This is a genomic window from Halomonas sp. R57-5 (genome assembly GCF_900070345.1).
In the GTDB taxonomy this organism is placed as follows: domain Bacteria; phylum Pseudomonadota; class Gammaproteobacteria; order Pseudomonadales; family Halomonadaceae; genus Vreelandella; species Vreelandella ventosae_B.
This window is the reverse complement of record NZ_LN813019.1, coordinates 2,292,006-2,309,209: the sequence shown is the minus strand read 5'-3', so window position 1 is coordinate 2,309,209 and position 17,204 is coordinate 2,292,006. Positions and strand designations below refer to the sequence as shown.

The 17,204-nt window shown below is 56.0% G+C and carries 16 protein-coding genes; 11 read left to right on the top strand and 5 right to left on the bottom strand.

Translation table 11 applies throughout. The features are described 5' to 3' along the window. Positions 1-24: 24 nt before the first annotated feature. On the bottom strand, positions 25-1,332 hold the full coding sequence (locus tag HALO_RS10565) for a glutamate-5-semialdehyde dehydrogenase (RefSeq protein ID WP_035579871.1): 1,308 nt from the start codon (positions 1,330-1,332) through the stop codon (positions 25-27). Positions 1,333-1,531: 199 nt separating this feature from the next. Between HALO_RS10565 and HALO_RS10560 the strand changes: the two genes are divergently transcribed. Genes HALO_RS10560 through HALO_RS10550 form a run of 3 tightly spaced genes read left to right on the top strand, consistent with a single transcriptional unit; the run spans position 1,532 to position 4,757 of the window. Further along, the gene (locus HALO_RS10560; protein ID WP_050713408.1) at positions 1,532-2,386 is read left to right on the top strand and encodes a hypothetical protein; all 855 of its coding nucleotides are present in this window, start codon (positions 1,532-1,534) and stop codon (positions 2,384-2,386) included. After that, on the top strand, positions 2,383-3,315 hold the full coding sequence (locus HALO_RS10555; RefSeq protein ID WP_035579873.1) for a diguanylate cyclase domain-containing protein: 933 nt from the start codon (positions 2,383-2,385) through the stop codon (positions 3,313-3,315). The genes HALO_RS10560 and HALO_RS10555 overlap by 4 nt, the downstream gene beginning before the upstream one ends. A gap of 44 nt (positions 3,316-3,359) precedes the next feature. After that, the gene (locus HALO_RS10550) at positions 3,360-4,757 is read left to right on the top strand and encodes a bifunctional DedA family/phosphatase PAP2 family protein (RefSeq protein ID WP_035579875.1); all 1,398 of its coding nucleotides are present in this window, start codon (positions 3,360-3,362) and stop codon (positions 4,755-4,757) included. 7 nt (positions 4,758-4,764) lie between these two features. Here HALO_RS10550 and HALO_RS10545 read toward each other — a convergent pair whose 3' ends face one another. The 3 genes from HALO_RS10545 to mpl are packed head-to-tail and all read right to left on the bottom strand — an operon-like array spanning position 4,765 to position 7,454. After that, positions 4,765-5,388, bottom strand: coding sequence for a LysE family translocator (locus tag HALO_RS10545; RefSeq protein ID WP_170938522.1), 624 nt, complete (start codon positions 5,386-5,388; stop codon positions 4,765-4,767). A gap of 3 nt (positions 5,389-5,391) precedes the next feature. Further along, positions 5,392-6,048, bottom strand: a complete 657-nt coding sequence (locus HALO_RS10540) for a flavin prenyltransferase UbiX (protein WP_050713407.1) — start codon at positions 6,046-6,048, stop codon at positions 5,392-5,394. After that, positions 6,045-7,454: a UDP-N-acetylmuramate:L-alanyl-gamma-D-glutamyl-meso-diaminopimelate ligase gene (gene mpl, locus HALO_RS10535; RefSeq protein ID WP_035579879.1), complete on the bottom strand. Its 1,410-nt coding sequence runs from the start codon at positions 7,452-7,454 to the stop codon at positions 6,045-6,047. The genes HALO_RS10540 and mpl overlap by 4 nt, the downstream gene beginning before the upstream one ends. 254 nt (positions 7,455-7,708) lie before the next feature. On the opposite strand from mpl, the gene HALO_RS10530 reads away from it, so the two are divergent. Next, complete coding sequence (locus HALO_RS10530; protein ID WP_035579881.1) at positions 7,709-8,095, top strand: glutaredoxin family protein; 387 nt, start codon at positions 7,709-7,711, stop codon at positions 8,093-8,095. A gap of 62 nt (positions 8,096-8,157) precedes the next feature. Here the strand turns inward: HALO_RS10530 and HALO_RS10525 are convergent, their stop codons facing one another. Continuing rightward, positions 8,158-8,712, bottom strand: a complete 555-nt coding sequence (locus HALO_RS10525) for a hypothetical protein (RefSeq protein WP_035583423.1) — start codon at positions 8,710-8,712, stop codon at positions 8,158-8,160. A 299-nt stretch (positions 8,713-9,011) separates the two neighbouring features. Between HALO_RS10525 and HALO_RS10520 the strand changes: the two genes are divergently transcribed. From HALO_RS10520 to pepQ, 7 genes are all read left to right on the top strand, one after another. Beyond that, positions 9,012-10,592 carry an ABC transporter substrate-binding protein gene (locus HALO_RS10520; protein WP_035579883.1) on the top strand — a complete coding sequence of 527 codons (1,581 nt, stop codon included), beginning with the start codon at positions 9,012-9,014 and terminating at the stop codon, positions 10,590-10,592. A 192-nt stretch (positions 10,593-10,784) separates the two neighbouring features. Beyond that, entirely contained in the window at positions 10,785-11,834 is a 1,050-nt protein-coding gene (locus tag HALO_RS10515) for an ABC transporter permease (RefSeq protein ID WP_035579886.1), read from the top strand. Continuing rightward, the gene (locus HALO_RS10510; RefSeq protein WP_050713406.1) at positions 11,831-12,784 is read left to right on the top strand and encodes an ABC transporter permease; all 954 of its coding nucleotides are present in this window, start codon (positions 11,831-11,833) and stop codon (positions 12,782-12,784) included. Before HALO_RS10515 ends, HALO_RS10510 begins: the two co-directional genes overlap by 4 nt. Before the next feature lie 7 nt (positions 12,785-12,791). After that, on the top strand, positions 12,792-13,808 hold the full coding sequence (locus tag HALO_RS10505; RefSeq protein ID WP_035579890.1) for an ABC transporter ATP-binding protein: 1,017 nt from the start codon (positions 12,792-12,794) through the stop codon (positions 13,806-13,808). Beyond that, a complete protein-coding gene (locus HALO_RS10500; RefSeq protein ID WP_035579892.1) occupies positions 13,805-14,866 on the top strand; it encodes an ABC transporter ATP-binding protein in 1,062 nt (353 codons plus the stop codon). Before HALO_RS10505 ends, HALO_RS10500 begins: the two co-directional genes overlap by 4 nt. 34 nt (positions 14,867-14,900) lie before the next feature. Then, complete coding sequence (locus HALO_RS10495; RefSeq protein WP_035579893.1) at positions 14,901-15,812, top strand: LysR family transcriptional regulator; 912 nt, start codon at positions 14,901-14,903, stop codon at positions 15,810-15,812. Between the two features lie 58 nt (positions 15,813-15,870). Further along, complete coding sequence (pepQ, locus tag HALO_RS10490; RefSeq protein ID WP_035579895.1) at positions 15,871-17,169, top strand: Xaa-Pro dipeptidase; 1,299 nt, start codon at positions 15,871-15,873, stop codon at positions 17,167-17,169. Positions 17,170-17,204 lie beyond the last annotated feature (35 nt).

The window sequence follows — 17,204 nt, the reverse complement described above, 5'->3', positions numbered from 1 at the left end:
CAGCTCTCTATTCATACCAACACCCTATTCACGCACCTGACCGTCACCAAAGACTACGTATTTCTGCGTGGTGAGCCCCTCTAACCCAACAGGGCCGCGGGCGTGAAGCTTGTCGGTGGAAATGCCAATCTCGGCGCCCAGCCCGTACTCAAATCCATCGGCAAAGCGGGTCGAGGCGTTAACAATCACGGAGCTGGAATCAACTTCCGCCATAAAGCGGCGCGCCAGTGAATAATCCTGGGTGACAATCGCATCCGTGTGGTGAGAGCCGTACTGCTCAATGTGGGCAATCGCCTCGTCGATACCATCGACCACTTTTATGGCCAGCACAGGGGCCAAATACTCGGCATACCAATCCGCCTCTTCGGCGGCGGCTGCCTGTGGCAACAGCGCCTGTGTGCGCTGGCAACCACGTAGTTCAACTTCATGTTCGGCGTAGGCACGGGCCAATTCCGGCAATAGCAGATCCGCAATCGGTGCATCAACCAGCAGCGTTTCCATGGTATTACAGGTGCCGTAGCGATGGGTTTTCGCATTAACGGCGATGGCTAACGCTTTGGCGGGATCGGCGGTGGTATCGATGTAAACATGGCACACGCCGTCGAGATGCTTAATAACGGGCACGCGCGCATCACGACTAATACGCTCAATCAGTGACTTTCCACCGCGCGGAATAATCACATCGACATATTCCGGCATGCTGATCATTTCCCCCACCGCTGCGCGATCAGTGGTGGCGACGACCTGCACGCTCCCGGCAGGCAGACCCACATCAGCTAACCCCGCTTGAATACAGGCGCTAATGGCGGCATTTGACTGACGGGCTTCCGACCCGCCGCGCAAAATACAGGCGTTGCCCGATTTCAAACACAGGCTGGCGGCTTCCAGCGTCACATTGGGGCGCGACTCGTAAATAATGCCGATAACGCCTAACGGCACGCGCATTTTGCCCACCTGGATGCCGCTAGGCCGATAGCGCATATCGCCAATTTCGCCCACCGGGTCGGGCAGGCCCGCCACCTGCTGCAGCCCTTCAATCATGGCGTCAATACGCGCGTCGTCGAGGGCTAAACGATCCAGCAGCGCGCTCTCCAACCCATTCTGACGGCCACGCTGTAAATCCTCAGCGTTGGCGGCTAGTATTTGCCCACGCGCTTCTGCCAAGCGCTGTGCCATGGCCATTAAAGCGCGGTTTTTCAACCCAGTATCCGCCCGACGCAGCTCGCTGGCTGCGCGCCGGGCCGCCTGCCCCAAGGCCTGCATATAGGCGGGCACATTGCCGGCAGATAAGTGCTGATGTGCCTCGTCTTGGAACGGTGTTGAAGCGCTCATAGTGTCTCCGTGCAGAAGGGTGCTTTAATTTTTTAATTAGCCGAGTGTCGCCGATTTAAACGTTTTGCTTATATTACGCCATTTCGCCGTTATACTCAGGACGCTTAAGGCACTAATGTGGGTCGTGTACGTTAAATATCCTACAATTACCCTACTTGATGGGATACATCTGGTTATTCAGGACGAATAGTAAGTCACCATGCAAAGCAAGTACAAAATCAGCCTGCTACGAGCCAACCTTTTAGCCGCTGCCGTTGCCCTGGCATTATGGACACCTGCCACGCCACCCGCTGCGGCGCTAGTGCTGTGGCTATCCGTCGGCTGGCTATTTATCACCGCGCTAATGCTTGATTTTAGCCACCGCCGCTCACGGGGTTTGCCATGGCAAATTGTACCGGGTGCGCTGCTGGTTGGCTTAATCGCCGCCGCCCCAGAACGCCATGGCATCTTAATCTGGTCGTGGGCCGCGATGCTGATGCTGCCACAAAATAACTGGGTAGCTGCTTTCAATCTCAGCGCTGCGCTGGTTAGCGCTGTCATGGTAGCGCCTGAGTTGGACGCGCCAGCATTTATTCTGCTGATTTGCGCTCTGCTGGTACTTGGCCTGCTGGCCTTGTCCAGAGCGCAGCAGCTTATCGATATCAACGGCTCGATTCGTCATCGCCTGCGCTTGATTCCGGGTCTTAACCTATGGGCTGGCGAGCAACTGCTACGCGATATCGCCCGGGAACAAACGCGCTGCGAGCGCGAAGGCGTTCATGCAGAACTGTTTATTCTGCATGTAAAACGCCACCAACTGTGGCCAACGGCGCAAAAACTGTGCGAGCTTACCTATGATTTTGAAAATGTTTACCGCTTAAGCAGCACAACGCTGGTGACGTTAATTCTCGCCCGCTCACCTAAGGAAGCTTCCCAGCGACGCCGTCTACTGTTCACCAATCTACCCGACAATATCACTAGTGAGCACCTTGAACTAATCGATATCGAACCGGCAACGCTGTCGGTGCATGAGATCAGCAAGCTACCGACTGAGCGGGTGCGGGAGACGGTATGATCGAGCACCACATCCCCAAGCGGTTAATGACGCTTGCTTATACCGCCAGCATCGCGCTGATGGTGGGCTACGCGCTATGGCTATATGCCATGGGCGATTATCGCGACCTGCTGATTCCCACCTTTATGACCCTGCTGTTGCTGTCAGCCCTGCTAATGCATATCGGGCAAGGCGTTAAAAGCTACCTACCGCGTATTATTCTACTTTGCGGCACCTACTCGGTAGTATTGGGCGCTTTCTATTATCAGCCCCAGGTGTCGCCTATTTGGCTAGGCCTGCCGATTACCGCCGCCTTTTTACTGTTGCCGCTATGGGCCGCGTTACTGATTAATATTGCCATTGGACCGTTATGGTGGTTGCTCCCCTCAGTCGCCGCCGCGCCACCGGCGATTATCGTTGGCTATGCGGCCTTAACGCTACTGCTCGCGCTCCCCCGCTGGGAACACGCCCGTCGACGCGCACTCCTGCGCGCCACTGACCCTAACGACAGCGACTGCGAGGCCTATCACATTGACACGCTAAAAGAGCGTTTACACAGCGAATTTCAACGCGCGGCCATGCTCAATCAGCAACTGGCGGTACTGGTATTACATCTACCTCAGCTGGATATGGCAGAAGAGCAGTTTGGACATCGCGCCCAAACAGCTCTACTGGGCGCGCTGTGCAGTGAAGTCAATATCCGTTGTCGCGACCATGACGTGCTTGGCCGCGCGGACAGCGCGACTTTTTGGCTTGTGCTACCGGACACCAGTGAAAGCGGCGCCCTGCTGGTACGCGAACGCTTGCAGCGAGCACTCTCTCAGCGTGTATTGGTAGAGACCGGTCAGTTGGAAGCACGCATTGCCGCCTGCTTACCCAGCCGTACGGAACACTTTGAGCCCTACCTAAAGCGCCTGGTAGCCCGCGGCACGGCCCTTGCCAACGTCTAGGCCTCGCTTTTATCACTTTCTATTACTTGCTGCCGGAGTACTCAGTGCTGCTAGTCGATATGCTCCACTCATTGACGCCATCACCTCCACTAATCGTCTGCCTGGTATTGGTGATTGCACTGGTAGAATCACTTGCCCTAGTGGGGTTACTGGTGCCGGGAGTGGTGTTAATCACTACCGCTGCATCCCTGGCGGGGCACCAGGATATTGGCTTGGCGTGGTTAATCGGCGCCGCTTTTATAGGCGCTATTTTAGGCGATGGGATCAGCTTTTCGTTGGGCTTTAAGCATAGAGAAAAGGTCACACAGCGATGGCCACTTTCGCAGCATCCCGAATGGTTAGGCCGCGGGGCGCGATTCTTTGAACGCTATGGCATATGGTCAGTGTTTATCGGCCGATTTGTCGGCCCAGTGCGGCCTATTATTCCGCTGGTAGCAGGCATGATGCGGATGTCACCACGGACGTTTGTTTGGGCCAACGTCACCTCTGCAGCACTGTGGGCTCCTGCTTATGTGCTGCCCGGCTATTTGCTGGGCCGTACCTGGCAGCACCATTTAAACCTTCCGCCAGGCTTAGAGGCGGCATTACTAACCCTTGCCGCGATCATTGTCGTGCTCGCGGTCATTTTTTCCTGGGGCCGACACCAGGCGACACGGCATGGGCGACTTTACCGGGCGATTGCCGGAAGCATTCGCCGTGTTCCGCTGCTACGCAGACCATGGCTCGCCATGAGCCAAAGCGGTGATGTTCCATTGGCCTCCCTACTACTGCTGGTCATCGCACTAGGCAGCCTGTCGGGCTGGACACTGCTGGTCATCGCTCACCATGGCCCGCTGGAAATGGATCTGCTTATTCAGCAATTGTTCACCCGGCTGCAAAGTGATTTTACTTATCTGGCGGGGAATATTTTTGCGCGCATCGGTGACACCCTGGGCATTATCGCCTTAATACTTCCCTGGGCGATGTGGATGCTAGTGACTAAGCGATGGGCGGCCTTGCTGCACTGGTGTGGCGCTTTTGCCGGCGTCGCCTTGCTGAACACTGTCGGTAAAGGCCTGTTTGGGCGCGCGCGCCCAGACACACCGGACTACCTGATCGGGTCGTTCTCCTACCCCAGCGCCCATACCTCAACTGCCGTGGTGTTATTTGGCCTTACCGCAGCATTCGTTGCTGCCGAGATGCCCCGACAAAAACGTTTTTGGGTTTACTGGATTGCCCTAGCCCTTGCCCTGCCCATGGCCCTATCAAGACTGGTAGTGGGCGTGCACTGGCTCAGTGACCTGGTGGGCGGTGCGCTACTGGGTCTGGTCGTCTGCGCACTTACGCTGCTGCACTGGCAGCAACAGCCTCGCCCTTCAATGCGCCCCTGCCCATGGCTTCTGCTCAGCATCGCCTCACTCGCGCTTATCAGCGCACGCGTCGGGCTGTTGCCACCGGTGTAGAGGCCATCTATCCCAGCGCCAGCCACAAACCAACGCCAATCATCAGCGTGCCAGCGATGCGATTAAGCAAGCGCACATTGCCACTTTTGCCGAGCACACTGCGCAGCGTTTTTCCGCCAGTGGCATAGACCAGCATGCTGGCAAACTCAATGGTCAAGATGACCGCGATCAGCAGGCTGAGCTGCCCTGGCAATGGGCGGCTACTATCCAAAAAGGGCGGCAGCAGCACCATAAAAAACGCCCACCCTTTGGGGTTCGCCACTGCGGTAACAAACCCTTGCATGGCTAGCTGCAGGGGGCTTGCGGGAGGGCCCGCATCCAGTTCACTGGGAATCGCCATGCGCCCGCGGGAGCGCCACATCATAATACCCAAATAGCCCAGGTAAGCGCCGCCCACCCACTTAAACAGCACAAACAGCTCGGGCTGGCGCAGCATTAACGCCGCCACGCCTGCGCCAGCGGCTGCAGCTACCAAGCCAACGCCTAGCAGCTCACCAATCATCATCCACAGCGTACGTTTAACGCCTTGGGTCATGCCCAGCACCATGGCGAGCGTCATGCACATACCGGGGGTCAGCGAGACAAACAGAAACGTTGGCACAAAAACCGAGAGCGTAGCCCACGACATCATAGCTCAGTCATCCTTAACGGCTGCAGCGTCACCGACCTCTCCCCAGCGAGGTACCAGCGTATGCTCGATACCCAACTGGTTAAGGATCCGTGCCACAATAAAATCAATCAGATCATCAATGCTTTGTGGGCAGTGATAAAACCCAGGTGCAGCGGGCAAGATCACAACACCCAAACGGCTCAATGCCAGCATATGCTCCAAGTGGATCGGTGAAAACGGACTTTCCCGGGGCACCAGAACTAGCGTGCGGCGCTCTTTAATCGCCACATCCGCCGCCCGCTCAATCAGGTTATTGCTGGCCCCCGTGGCCACGGCTGAAAGCGTGCCGGTCGAGCACGGGCACACCACCATGGCAGAGGGCGCACCGGAACCTGACGCCACCGGCGCCATCCAGTCTTCGCGGCCGAAACAGCGAATCTGACCGGGCCGCGCCCCGCTTCGCTCACTCAGCGCCTCGGCTAAACGCTGGGGCTGTGCGGGTAACGAAAAAGGGGTTTCCGTGGCAATGACCATATGTGCAGCTTTCGAAATCATAACCCACMCTTCATGGCCCGCGGCGACTAATACATCGATCAGCCGTAAACCGTATTGCGCCCCCGAAGCGCCGGTGAGCGCCACGGTAATCGGCTTTTTAAACGCTGCATCTGCTCTATCTGTCACGCTTTCCCCTCTTTGGCTATCGCTAAGGCGGCCAGCAGCCGTTCATGCACCCCCTCAAAGCCACCGTTGGACATCACCACAATGCGATCTAACGGTGACGCTTGAGTGACCACTGCCGCCACCAGCGTCTCAATTTCGCTAAACAACTGGGCGTGCGCGCCCTGGCTGGCGACCAGCTCCTCCATCGACCAGTCAAGCCCGGCGGGCTGAAACCAGAACACGCCATCAGCGTCTGCCACGCTCTCCATTAGCCGCTCGCGCAGTGCGCCTAAACGCATGGTATTAGAGCGCGGTTCAATGACCGCCAGCAGGCGGCCTTTAGTGGTTGCTGCACGCAGCCCTTTGAGCGTGGCGGCAATCGCCGTGGGGTGGTGGGCGAAATCATCGATGACCTGGATGCCATTGATCTCACCGCGTACTTCCTGGCGCCGCCGGGGCGTTTCAAAACGCGCCAGCGCCGCGCAGCCACGGGCTAAATCCACCCCACACCAATGGGCTGCTGCCAGCGCTGCCAGCGCATTGCGGGCGTTATGCTCGCCGGTGAGCGGCCACTCAACGACCCCATCTTGCTCTTGACTACTCACCGCCTGGCTCTGCTTATCACCGCGATAAATGACCTGGAAGCGACTGGCGTCGGCACGCTCTAGCTTAAGCTGCCATTCGGACGCGTCCTGGTCACCAAAGTGGACTACCGGCGTCCAAACGCCCTGTTCTAATACACGCTCAAGCGCGGGCTGCTGATCGGCGACTAGCAAGTGGCCCTGGCTGGGCACAGACCGCACCAGGTGGTGGAACTGGCGCTCAATAGCGGCCAGGTCGGGGAAGATATCGGCGTGGTCAAACTCAAGGTTGTTGAGGATGGCGATATGCGGGCGGTAGTGAACGAACTTGGAACGTTTATCGAAGAAGGCGGTGTCGTACTCATCAGCTTCGACCACAAACGGCGCTTGCGGATCACCTAAACGCGCCGACACGCCAAAATTACGCGGCACCCCGCCGATTAAAAACCCAGGCGCTAGCCCTGCACTTTCTAACAGCCAAGCCAATACGCTCGCGGTGGTGGTTTTGCCATGAGTACCTGCCACCGCAATCACCCGCCGACCAGGCAGTACGTGTTCCGCCAACCACTGCGCACCCGAGGTATACGGCAAACCGCTGTTGAGTAGCGCTTCAACCTCGTCATTGCCCCGTGACAGCGCATTGCCCACCACAACAAGATCCGGTGATGGCGACAGATGCTCGGCATGGTAGCCCTGCATTAAAGTGATGCCCGCATCAGCCAATTGGGTGCTCATCGGTGGGTACACATTCTGATCAGAGCCACTCACCTGGTGCCCCATTTCACGCGCCAGTAGTGCTAGGCTACCCATAAAGGTGCCGCAGATACCCATAATATGCAGATGCATGGCTCTCGCCCCGTTAATCGCCCGTAAACTCATTCACTAAAAGCCAAAAAATGGCGTAAAAATAGCTGACTAGCCTAGCATGTTGACGCAATTTGCTCATCACCTCATCGCTATAAACGCTGGCAAAACGCCGCTCAAGTGACAAATCCTTCCAGTTGTTGCAGGATGCGGCCACTGTTTATGAATAGTGGCTATCACTTCCTTCCCACTCGTCACGCTGGTGTAAGCCGACACATCAGCAAAGGAGTCTTTCGATGCGCGTTTTAATTCGCTATTTTTTCCGTGGTCTTCGTCTGGTGCTTACCCCGGTCATGCTGGTCTCCGAGAAGCTCTCCACACCCAAGTCCGTAGAGCGTACGCCTGAAGAGCAAGCTAGCGTGGATCAAGCCTGCCAGAAGCTGGCACTATACCAATTTCGCACCTGCCCTTTTTGCATCAAGGTGCGCAAAGAAATGGCACGCTTAGGCCTGAACATTGAACGACGCGATGCCCAGCTTGACCCTGCGCATAAACAGGCGCTGCAGGAAGGGGGCGGGAAAGTCAAAGTGCCCTGCTTGAAAATCACCCACGACGATGGGCGTGAAGAGTGGATGTACGAATCGGACACTATTAATGCCTGGTTACACCAGCAGTTTGGCTAATCTTTGTACAAAAACTGGCTGCTAAGCGCTTTCAGCAGGTCGGCAAAAACCGGCCTGCTGGATTAAAACTCTACTTTTTGTGCTTCTACATCGAACGCCACGTCAATCTCGATGCCCTCTGCCTGGTTTGACGGTTCACCCAGCTCAATTTGCAACGCCAGTATCCCTTCTATTCTGCCCGCCACGTGCACCGTTTGGCTGGTGCGTTCATAGCGCGTCAGCGTTATGGCCACTTCACCGCCTTCAGAGGTGTACAGCGGGGGGACAATAGAAGCGCCAATGGAATACATAACAACCGCATTGATCATTTGCTCTGCGTTCATGGACAGGCTAATAGAGAGCGCCTCCTCGCCTTCCCATACTTCATCGTCAACTGAGCCCGTGATATCAATATTGATATCGTCGCCCAGTTCAACAAAGGATGCGTTGGAGTCACTACCTTGACTTAGCACAAACCACTCGCGTCGCTCACCATCCAGCGCCCCTGTGATTTCAGGCGCCGCGTGCTCAGAAGTACTGGGTTCAGAAGTACTTGGCTCAGAACCGCTTAGCTCTGTGGCAAAACCGCTTGTAGGTAGCCAAGCAGCCAACAACGCTATCCCAACTTGTTTCCACATAATGCTTTTCCGTCCTGTTATGCATGGCTTTTTGCTTACGACTTTCGTCTTAAAAAAAGCCAGCAGCGTGCCGCTCTTAGCCCCATCATTCAGCAGACGAATGATGCCTGTCATTATTTCGATTGTATGACGCGATAGGCACTCTCTATGTTGTAAGCCTAGGTTGTATGCTTGTGTTGTAAATAGAGCTTACCAACTGACCGTGTCTGTTTTGCTGACGCTTACCTGATTGTAAGCATACTTCTAACCAGGTAAATGCCGGCAAAACGAACAATAAACAATGACCTAAGGGAACGATAATGACGCTCAAGAAAACCATACTGGCTTCCGTTGTTGGTGCAGTGGTAGCGGGTACGACATTACTGCCGATGACCGCAAGCGCTGAAACCCTGCGCATTGGCTACACCGCTGACCCAGAAACGCTGGATCTCCACGAACAGCTATCTGGCGGCGTGCTGCGCTTTTCTCATATGGCATTTGACCCGCTGGTACGCTGGACAAAAGACTTTGAGTTTGAGCCACGCTTAGCCACCGAGTGGGAGCAGGTCGACGAAACCACCATGCGCATGACCTTGCGTGAAGGCGTTACCTTCCACTCTGGTAACGAGTTCACCGCCAAAGACGTGGTATGGACCATTGAGCGTCTAAAAGAGAGCCCCGATTACCGCGCTATTTTTGAGCCGGTGGCCAGCGCTGAAGCGGTTGATGACTACACCGTTGAGATCGTCACCAGCGAACCTTACCCGCTGCTACTCAACCTGGCTACCTACATCTTCCCGATGGATAGCGAGTTCTATAGCGGTGAAACCGACGGCGGCAACGACAAAGCGGAAATCGTTAAAGCGGGCAACTCCTTTGCTTCGCGCAACGTTTCAGGCACCGGCCCGTTCATGGTGACTGACCGCCGCCAGGGTGTACGGGTCGATTTAGAACGTTTTGAAGACTACTGGGATACCGAAAGCGAAGGCAATGTTTCCAACATTGTACTGACGCCCATCGCTGAGAATGCCTCACGGGTTGCCGCACTGCTCTCCGGCGGCGTCGACTTTATTGATGCCGTACCGCCCAATGATCTGGATCGCGTACGCGAGGCCGATGGTGTCAATCTGGTAGAGGTTGACGGTACCCGTATCATTGGCTTCCAAATGAACGAAGAGCGCGTTGAAGCCTTCCAGGACGCCCGCGTTCGTCAAGCAGTTGATTTGGCCATTAACCAGGAAGCCATTGCCGATCGTTTGATGCGTGGTTTCGCCATACCAGCGGGGCAGTTCTCACCCAAGGGCTACTCCGGCCACAACCCGGATTTGACACCTCGCTACGACATTGAGCGCGCCAAGGAACTGATGGCCGAAGCGGGCTACGAAGAGGGCTTCAGCGTTGAGATGATCGCCCCTAACAACCGTTACGTAAACGATGCACAGATTGCCCAAGCGGTCGCCAACATGCTGGCACAGATCAATATTGACGTTGACCTGCGTACCATGCCGCTGGCGCAGTACTGGCCGGAGTACGATACACGCCAATCCGATATGGCGATGATCGGCTGGCACGCTGACACTGAAGACACCGCTAACTTCTTCCAATACCTCTCCTTCTGCATTGATGAAGAAACCGGTGCGGGCCAGTACAACTACGGTGGCTACTGCAACGAAGAGATCGATGCACTGGTCACCGAAGCCGACAGCGAAACCGATTTGGAAAAACGCAACGAAATGTTGCGTGAAGCCGAAGCCATGCTCTACGAAGATGTCGGCTACATCACGCTGCATTGGCAGAACCTTGCCTACGCTGCCGCCGATGGCATTGAGATTGAGCCTGTGGTAAATGCTCTTGACTTCCCCTACCTGGGTGACCTGGTGATTAATCGCAGTGACGACTAAGCATTAAATTAACAGAGTCACTGCAGCATTAACCGCCTGAGAGTTAACGGCAAGTAAGTTAACCGCAAGGATGCTTCGCTCCCTAAGCGTTTAGGGGGCGAAGCCTTTTGCATGGCGGTTCGCGCTGCTGAGAACTCTGTATTACATGCCCCTACTCCCTTTGATGAACCCTTCACATAGGTGGCGTACGCCATGATTGCCTTTTTAATCAAGCGGCTGATGCACGCGATTTTGGTGATGTTTGTCATCAGCGTGCTGGCCTTCGCCATTCAGGATAACCTGGGTGACCCTATACAGCAGATGGTCGGCCAGTCTGTGCCGGAAAGTGAGCGTGCGGAAATTCGCGAGCGTTTTGGCCTCAATGACCCGTTTCTGGTGCAGTACGTCCGCTTTGCCAAAAATGCCGTGCAAGGTGATTTTGGCTACTCGTACTTCTACCGCGAGCCGGCGTTAGAAGTGATCGCCCGCCATTTACCCGCCACCCTGGAACTGGTATTTGCGGCAACGCTAATTATTGTGATTTTCTCAGTACCCATAGGGGTTTACAGCGCAATCAAGCCACGCTCGCCGATATCGCGACTGTTTATGGGCATATCAATCATCGGTATTTCGATTCCGGTGTTTTTGACCGCCATTGTACTGATTCAAATTTTTGCCATTGGCGTCACCGTTACGCTATTCCCCGAAAGTACCGGTTGGGGTGCGTGGCTCAATGACTTCTTCTCTACCCAAGGCAATATGCCCTCCTTTGGGCGTGGCAATGACTTGGTCAATGTGGTGGGTCACTGGGATACCAATCTGGCCACCTGGGATGGCCTACAACACTTAGTACTACCGGCCGTATCGCTAGCCTCTATCATGCTACCGCTGTTTATCCGCCTGATTCGCGCCGAAATGATGGAAGTCCTGCAGTCGGAGTACGTGAAGTATGCCCGTGCTAAAGGCATTTCGATGCGCCGGGTCTATTTCGTGCATGCCCTAAAGAACACCATGCTGCCGGTGATTACCGTGGGCGGCGTGCAGATCGGCACCATGGTGGCCTACACCATTTTGACCGAAACCGTTTTCCAATGGCCGGGGATGGGTCTGATGTTCCTAGACGCGATTAACCGCGCCGATATCCCGCTGATCGTGACCTACCTGATGATTGTCGGGGTTATTTTTGTGGTCACCAATACGATTGTGGATCTGATCTACGGTTTCGTGAACCCCACCGTTAAACTGACTGGGAAGCCCGCATGAGTACGACAACGAATTCCTCCGCGAGCGCCACCCCCAGCCGCTGGGCACGCCTACGCGACTCTTATATGTGGTACAGCTTTAAACGTGATTACACTGCCCAGCTCTGCCTGGCCGTGTTTATCTGTATGGTGATCGCAGCTTTTGCCTCACCGCTGCTGGCGCCTACGAACCCTTATGATCTCTCTCAGATCGACATCATGTCATCCGAGCTGCCGCCCTTCTGGATCAACGGCGCCGACGAGCGCTTTGCCCTGGGCACCGATGCTCAGGGGCGCGATTTGTGGTCGGTGGTGCTGTATGGCACCCGTGTCTCGCTACTGATCGGCTTCGGCGCGGTTATTTTGCAGGCACTGCTGGGGGTCACTTTTGGCCTCATGGCAGGCTACCTGGGCGGACGCGKTGACTCTATCTTGATGCGCCTGGCAGATATTCAGCTCTCCTTCTCGACCTTAATGGTAGCTATCGTGGTGGGTGCCCTGGTTAAAGCAACCATGGGCAGCGCCTTCTATAGCCAGTACGCGGTGATGATGCTGATCCTGATTATAGGCCTGGCCGAATGGCCCCAATATGCGCGCACCGTGCGCGCCTCGGTGCTGGCAGAGAAAAACAAAGAGTACGTTGATGCTGCCCGAGTGATGGGGCTACGCAGCAAACGGATTATGTTCCGCCACGTGCTGCCCAACACCATGTCGCCGATCTTTGTTATCTCCACCGTGCAGATTGCCAACGCGATTATCTCTGAAGCGGCACTGTCGTTTTTGGGGCTGGGCATGCCAGAGACGCACCCGTCGCTGGGCTCATTGATCAAATCAGGCTTTGACTATATCCAGTCCGGCTCCTGGTGGATCACCTTGATTCCGGGTGCCGTACTGGTGGTGCTGGTGCTGTCGATCAATCTACTCGGCGATTGGCTGCGTGATGTCATGAACCCACGACTCTACAAAGGCTGAGGACACCATGGCACTACTTGAAGTCAACAACCTCGATGTCCGCTTTGCGCTGCGCCAAGGTGACGTACACGCCCTGCGCGATATTAGTTTCAGTCTTGAGCGTGGTGAGCGCCTGGGCATTGTCGGTGAGTCCGGCGCGGGTAAATCCGTCGCCGCGTTCTCGCTACTCAACCTGATTGCCAAACCCGGCTTTATCGCCGGTGGCACGGTGACGTTTGACGGCCAGGTGCTTAACCGCATGTCTGAACGTGGCCTGCGAAAAGTGCGCGGCAATCGCGTTTCAATGATCTTTCAAGACCCGATGATGACACTGAATCCGGTGCTCTCCATTGGCGAGCAGATGGTCGAGTGCTTAAAAGCGCACCGACGCATCTCTTCCAAAGAGGCTCGCGCGATTGCCCTGGACAAGCTGCGTCAGGTGCAAATTCCCTCGCCGGATACGCGCTTGGATCAATACCCTCACGAGCTTTCCGGCGGTATGCGTCAGCGGATTATTATCGCCATTGCGCTGCTGCTCGACCCGGACATTATTATCGCCGACGAGCCCACCACGGCACTCGACGTGACGATCCAGGCCGAGATCATGGCGCTGCTGCTGGACCTTTGCGAGCAGCATAACGTGGGACTGATTCTGATCACCCACGACCTGGGCGTGGTTAGCCAGGTCACCCAGCGCATGCTGGTTATGTACGCTGGTCGAGTCATTGAGCAAGGCCCAACCCGGGAAATTATTAACGACCCGCAGCACCCCTATACCCAGGGGTTAATCAACGCCCTGCCGCAAATGGCAACGCCGGGCGAAAGGCTCAATCAGATTCGCGGCAGCATGCCATCGCTCTCCAACCTCCCCAGCGGCTGCGCGTTTCATCCGCGCTGCGATTTCATCAATCGTGCCGATGGTCAGCCCCGCCCCGCCTGCACCCAGCAGGTGCCTGAATTTGTTGAATCCGGCAACTGCCGTGTGGCGTGTCATATGGTCGCTGAAATGCTCGAAGATCGCCGTTTGAAAGAGGAAACCTTATGAGTGCACAGGCAGAAACGCTTAACGCTCCTCACACGCAGAATGAAGAGAGCGCTGATTCGCTGCTGCAAATTCGCGATCTAAAAAAGCGTTTTTCTCTCTCCGGGGATTTTCTAGATCAGCTGCGCTTTAAGGGCGGCAAATTGGTACGCCACCAGGAGCACGTTCACGCAATTAACGGCGTCAACCTGGATATCAAACGCGGTGAAGCGCTGTGTGTGGTGGGCGAGTCAGGCTGCGGTAAGTCCACCGTGGCACGCACCGTGATGGGGCTGCTAACCCCGTCTGAAGGTGAGATACGCTACGACGGCAACCGCATTGATAACTTAAGCTCCCGCCAGCTACTGCCGTATCGCAAGCGCATGCAGATGATCTTCCAGAACCCCTATGCGTCGCTCAACCCGCGTATGACGATTCAGCAAACCCTGGAAGAGCCGCTGCGTCTGCACCACCCTGACTGGAAACGGCCGCAGATTCTCGACAAGGTGGAAGAGGTAATGCGCTCGGTGGGTATCGACCCGGACTGGGGTAAGCGCTTTGGCCACGAGTTCTCCGGCGGCCAGCGCCAGCGTATCGCCATTGCCCGTGCCCTGGCCGTTGACCCTGAGTTTATCGTTGCCGATGAGCCCATTTCCGCACTGGACGTCTCCATTCAAGCCCAGGTGCTCAACCTGCTAATGGAAGCCCAGCAAGAGCGCAACCTGACCTATCTGTTTATCACCCACGATCTAGCCGTTGTAGAGCACTTTGGTACCCGCGTGGCAGTGATGTACTTAGGCACGGTGTGTGAAATTGCTACCACGGCAACGCTGTTTGAAAAGCCGCGCCACCCCTATACCCAGGCGCTGCTCTCGGCGATTCCGCGCTTGAAGGACGACCGCCCCCAGCATATTCGGCTAACCGGCGAAGTGCCGACCCCGGTTAATCTACCCAGCGGCTGCGTGTTCCATGGCCGTTGCCCCCATGCCAACACACGCTGCAAGCAAGAGATTCCCGTACTGCAAACCCAGGATGACGGAACCCGTGTCGCGTGCCACGCTGTTGAGGAGGGGCGCCTGTGAGGCGGCTATTGATTCCTGCATTAAGAGGTAGCGCATGGAAATTCGCTGGCTAGAAGATTTTATCGCCCTGGCCAGAACACGGCATTTTTCTCGCGCAGCAGATGATCAACACGTTACCCAGCCCACCTTCTCCCGGCGGATTAAACTGCTTGAGGAGGAGATGGGCGTAACGCTGATTAATCGGCAAACGCTACCGCTCTCGCTCACCCCTGCTGGGGAGGAGTTTTTGACCCTGTGCGAACAGGTGACAGAACGCGTGCGGCTGACCCGTGACCGGGTGCGTGAGATTAACGCAGGCCAGCAGCGACGTATTATGGTTGCCGCACCGCAGAGCCTATTGCCGCACTTTTTACCTGAATGGCTGGCCTCCACGGGTTGGCAAGATCGCGTGCAGCCCTATTTGCGGGCGACCGGCTGGGTGGCCAATGATTACTTTCAAGCCTTAGCGCGGGCGGAGTGCGACCTGGCGATCTGTTACTGGCCAATTGGTCGCTGCGATCTGGATATCGATACCAGTGCCTGCAACTATCGCGTGATTGGGCATGAACGACTGATTCCAGTGACCGGGCTAAGCCCAGAGGGAGAACCCCGCGCGCTGTTGCCAGGGTCGCGCTCTCAGCCATTGCCCTGGCTTGCCTATCCCAAGCGCGGGTTGTTGGGGTCTGCGGTGAAAGCGCATTTAGCCAGGCTTCCGCAAACCACCTTTTTAACCGCACAGAGTGAAAACCTCTACGCGGCGGGTATTAAAGAGCTGGTGCTACTGGGCTATGGAATGAGCTGGTTGCCAGAACGCAACGTGGCCGCAGAGCTTGCTCAAGGCACCCTGGTAAGAGCGGGCGATAGCCGCTGGGATGTACCCATGGAGCTACGGTTATACCGCCACCAAAGCCATCACCATGCTGAGCTCGACGGGTTCTGGAGTGAGCTTACTCCGCCGCGTGCCTGAACACGTATTTGAAAAAGCGTATTTGAGAAAGCTTACTTAACAGAGGGCATAGCTTTATATGTCAACTACCTTATTTAATTTGCAACGCGATCATATAGCGCACCTGCAGCATGCTTATGCAGAAATGTTGGCTGACCACAAGCTGGATAGTCTGGCGATTTATAGCGGTCACGCCAGCGACCACTTTGCTGATGACCATACGCCGCCTTTTCAAACCTATGGGCACTTTATGCACTGGGTGGGTTTAGCCGATGTACAGCATAGCTGGCTGGTTATTCAGCCGGGAGAGCGCCCACAGCTCTACTTATATGCACCCGCTGATTTTTGGCACTTGCCCACTCACCTACCTGAAGAGCCCTGGGTAGCGGCGTTCGATATTCACTTATGCAGCGATAAAGTCTCCCCCCCACTGACCGGCAATACCGCCGTTATTGGCGATATTGAGCGACTCACCTCCGGCGCCCAACTGGCGTCAAAGGCTGATATTCAGCCCGAACCAGTTATAAAGGCGCTTGATGAGTTACGGCTATTTAAAACGCCCTACGAGATCGCCTGTCTTCGTGAAGCCAACCGCTTAGCGATAGCAGGCCATCAGGCGGCGCAAGCCGCTTTTATTGGTGCATCCGCTGAACTGGATATTCAGTTGGCGTACCTGGGGGCTAGCCGTCAGCGCGAATCACACGTGCCTTACCAAAATATTATTGGCTTAAATGAGCACGCAGGCGTGCTGCATTATCAATACTACGACCTTACCGCGCCGAAACAGCGCTACAGCCTGCTAGTTGATGCTGGCCGCCGCTTTCGCGGTTACTGCGCCGATATTACCCGTACCTATGCAGGCCCCGATGCCCCCGTCGCGTTTGGCGAACTGGTTACCGCTATGCAGGGTTTAAAGAAAGAACTAGTGAGAGGCGTTGCGCCTGGGGTTAGCTTTTTGACACTCCACAAGCAGATGCATCAGCAGCTAGGTGAAATATTGGTGGCTAACGACCTGTTTAAAGGTTCCGCCGAACAAGCGGTGGCCGAAGGCGTTACACGGGCATTCTGCCCTCATGGGCTGGGACACTCGCTGGGCCTCCAGGTACACGATGTGGCCGGGTTGCGCCACCCGGATGGCACACCMGCCCCTGCCCCAGAGCAGCACCCAGCGCTACGGCTTACACGCACACTGCGTCCAGGCATGGTCGTCACCATCGAGCCTGGGCTGTATTTTATCAATATGCTACTCGCTCCGCTGCGCAATACTGACCTACCCATCAACTGGCAACTCGTCGACCAACTTACGCCCTGTGGCGGTATTCGTGTTGAAGATAATGTGGCGGTGACTGAAAGTGGTTTTGCGAACCTCACGCCCTAAGCCCTCTTTCCAAGCGCAAAAAACAACGCCCGGCA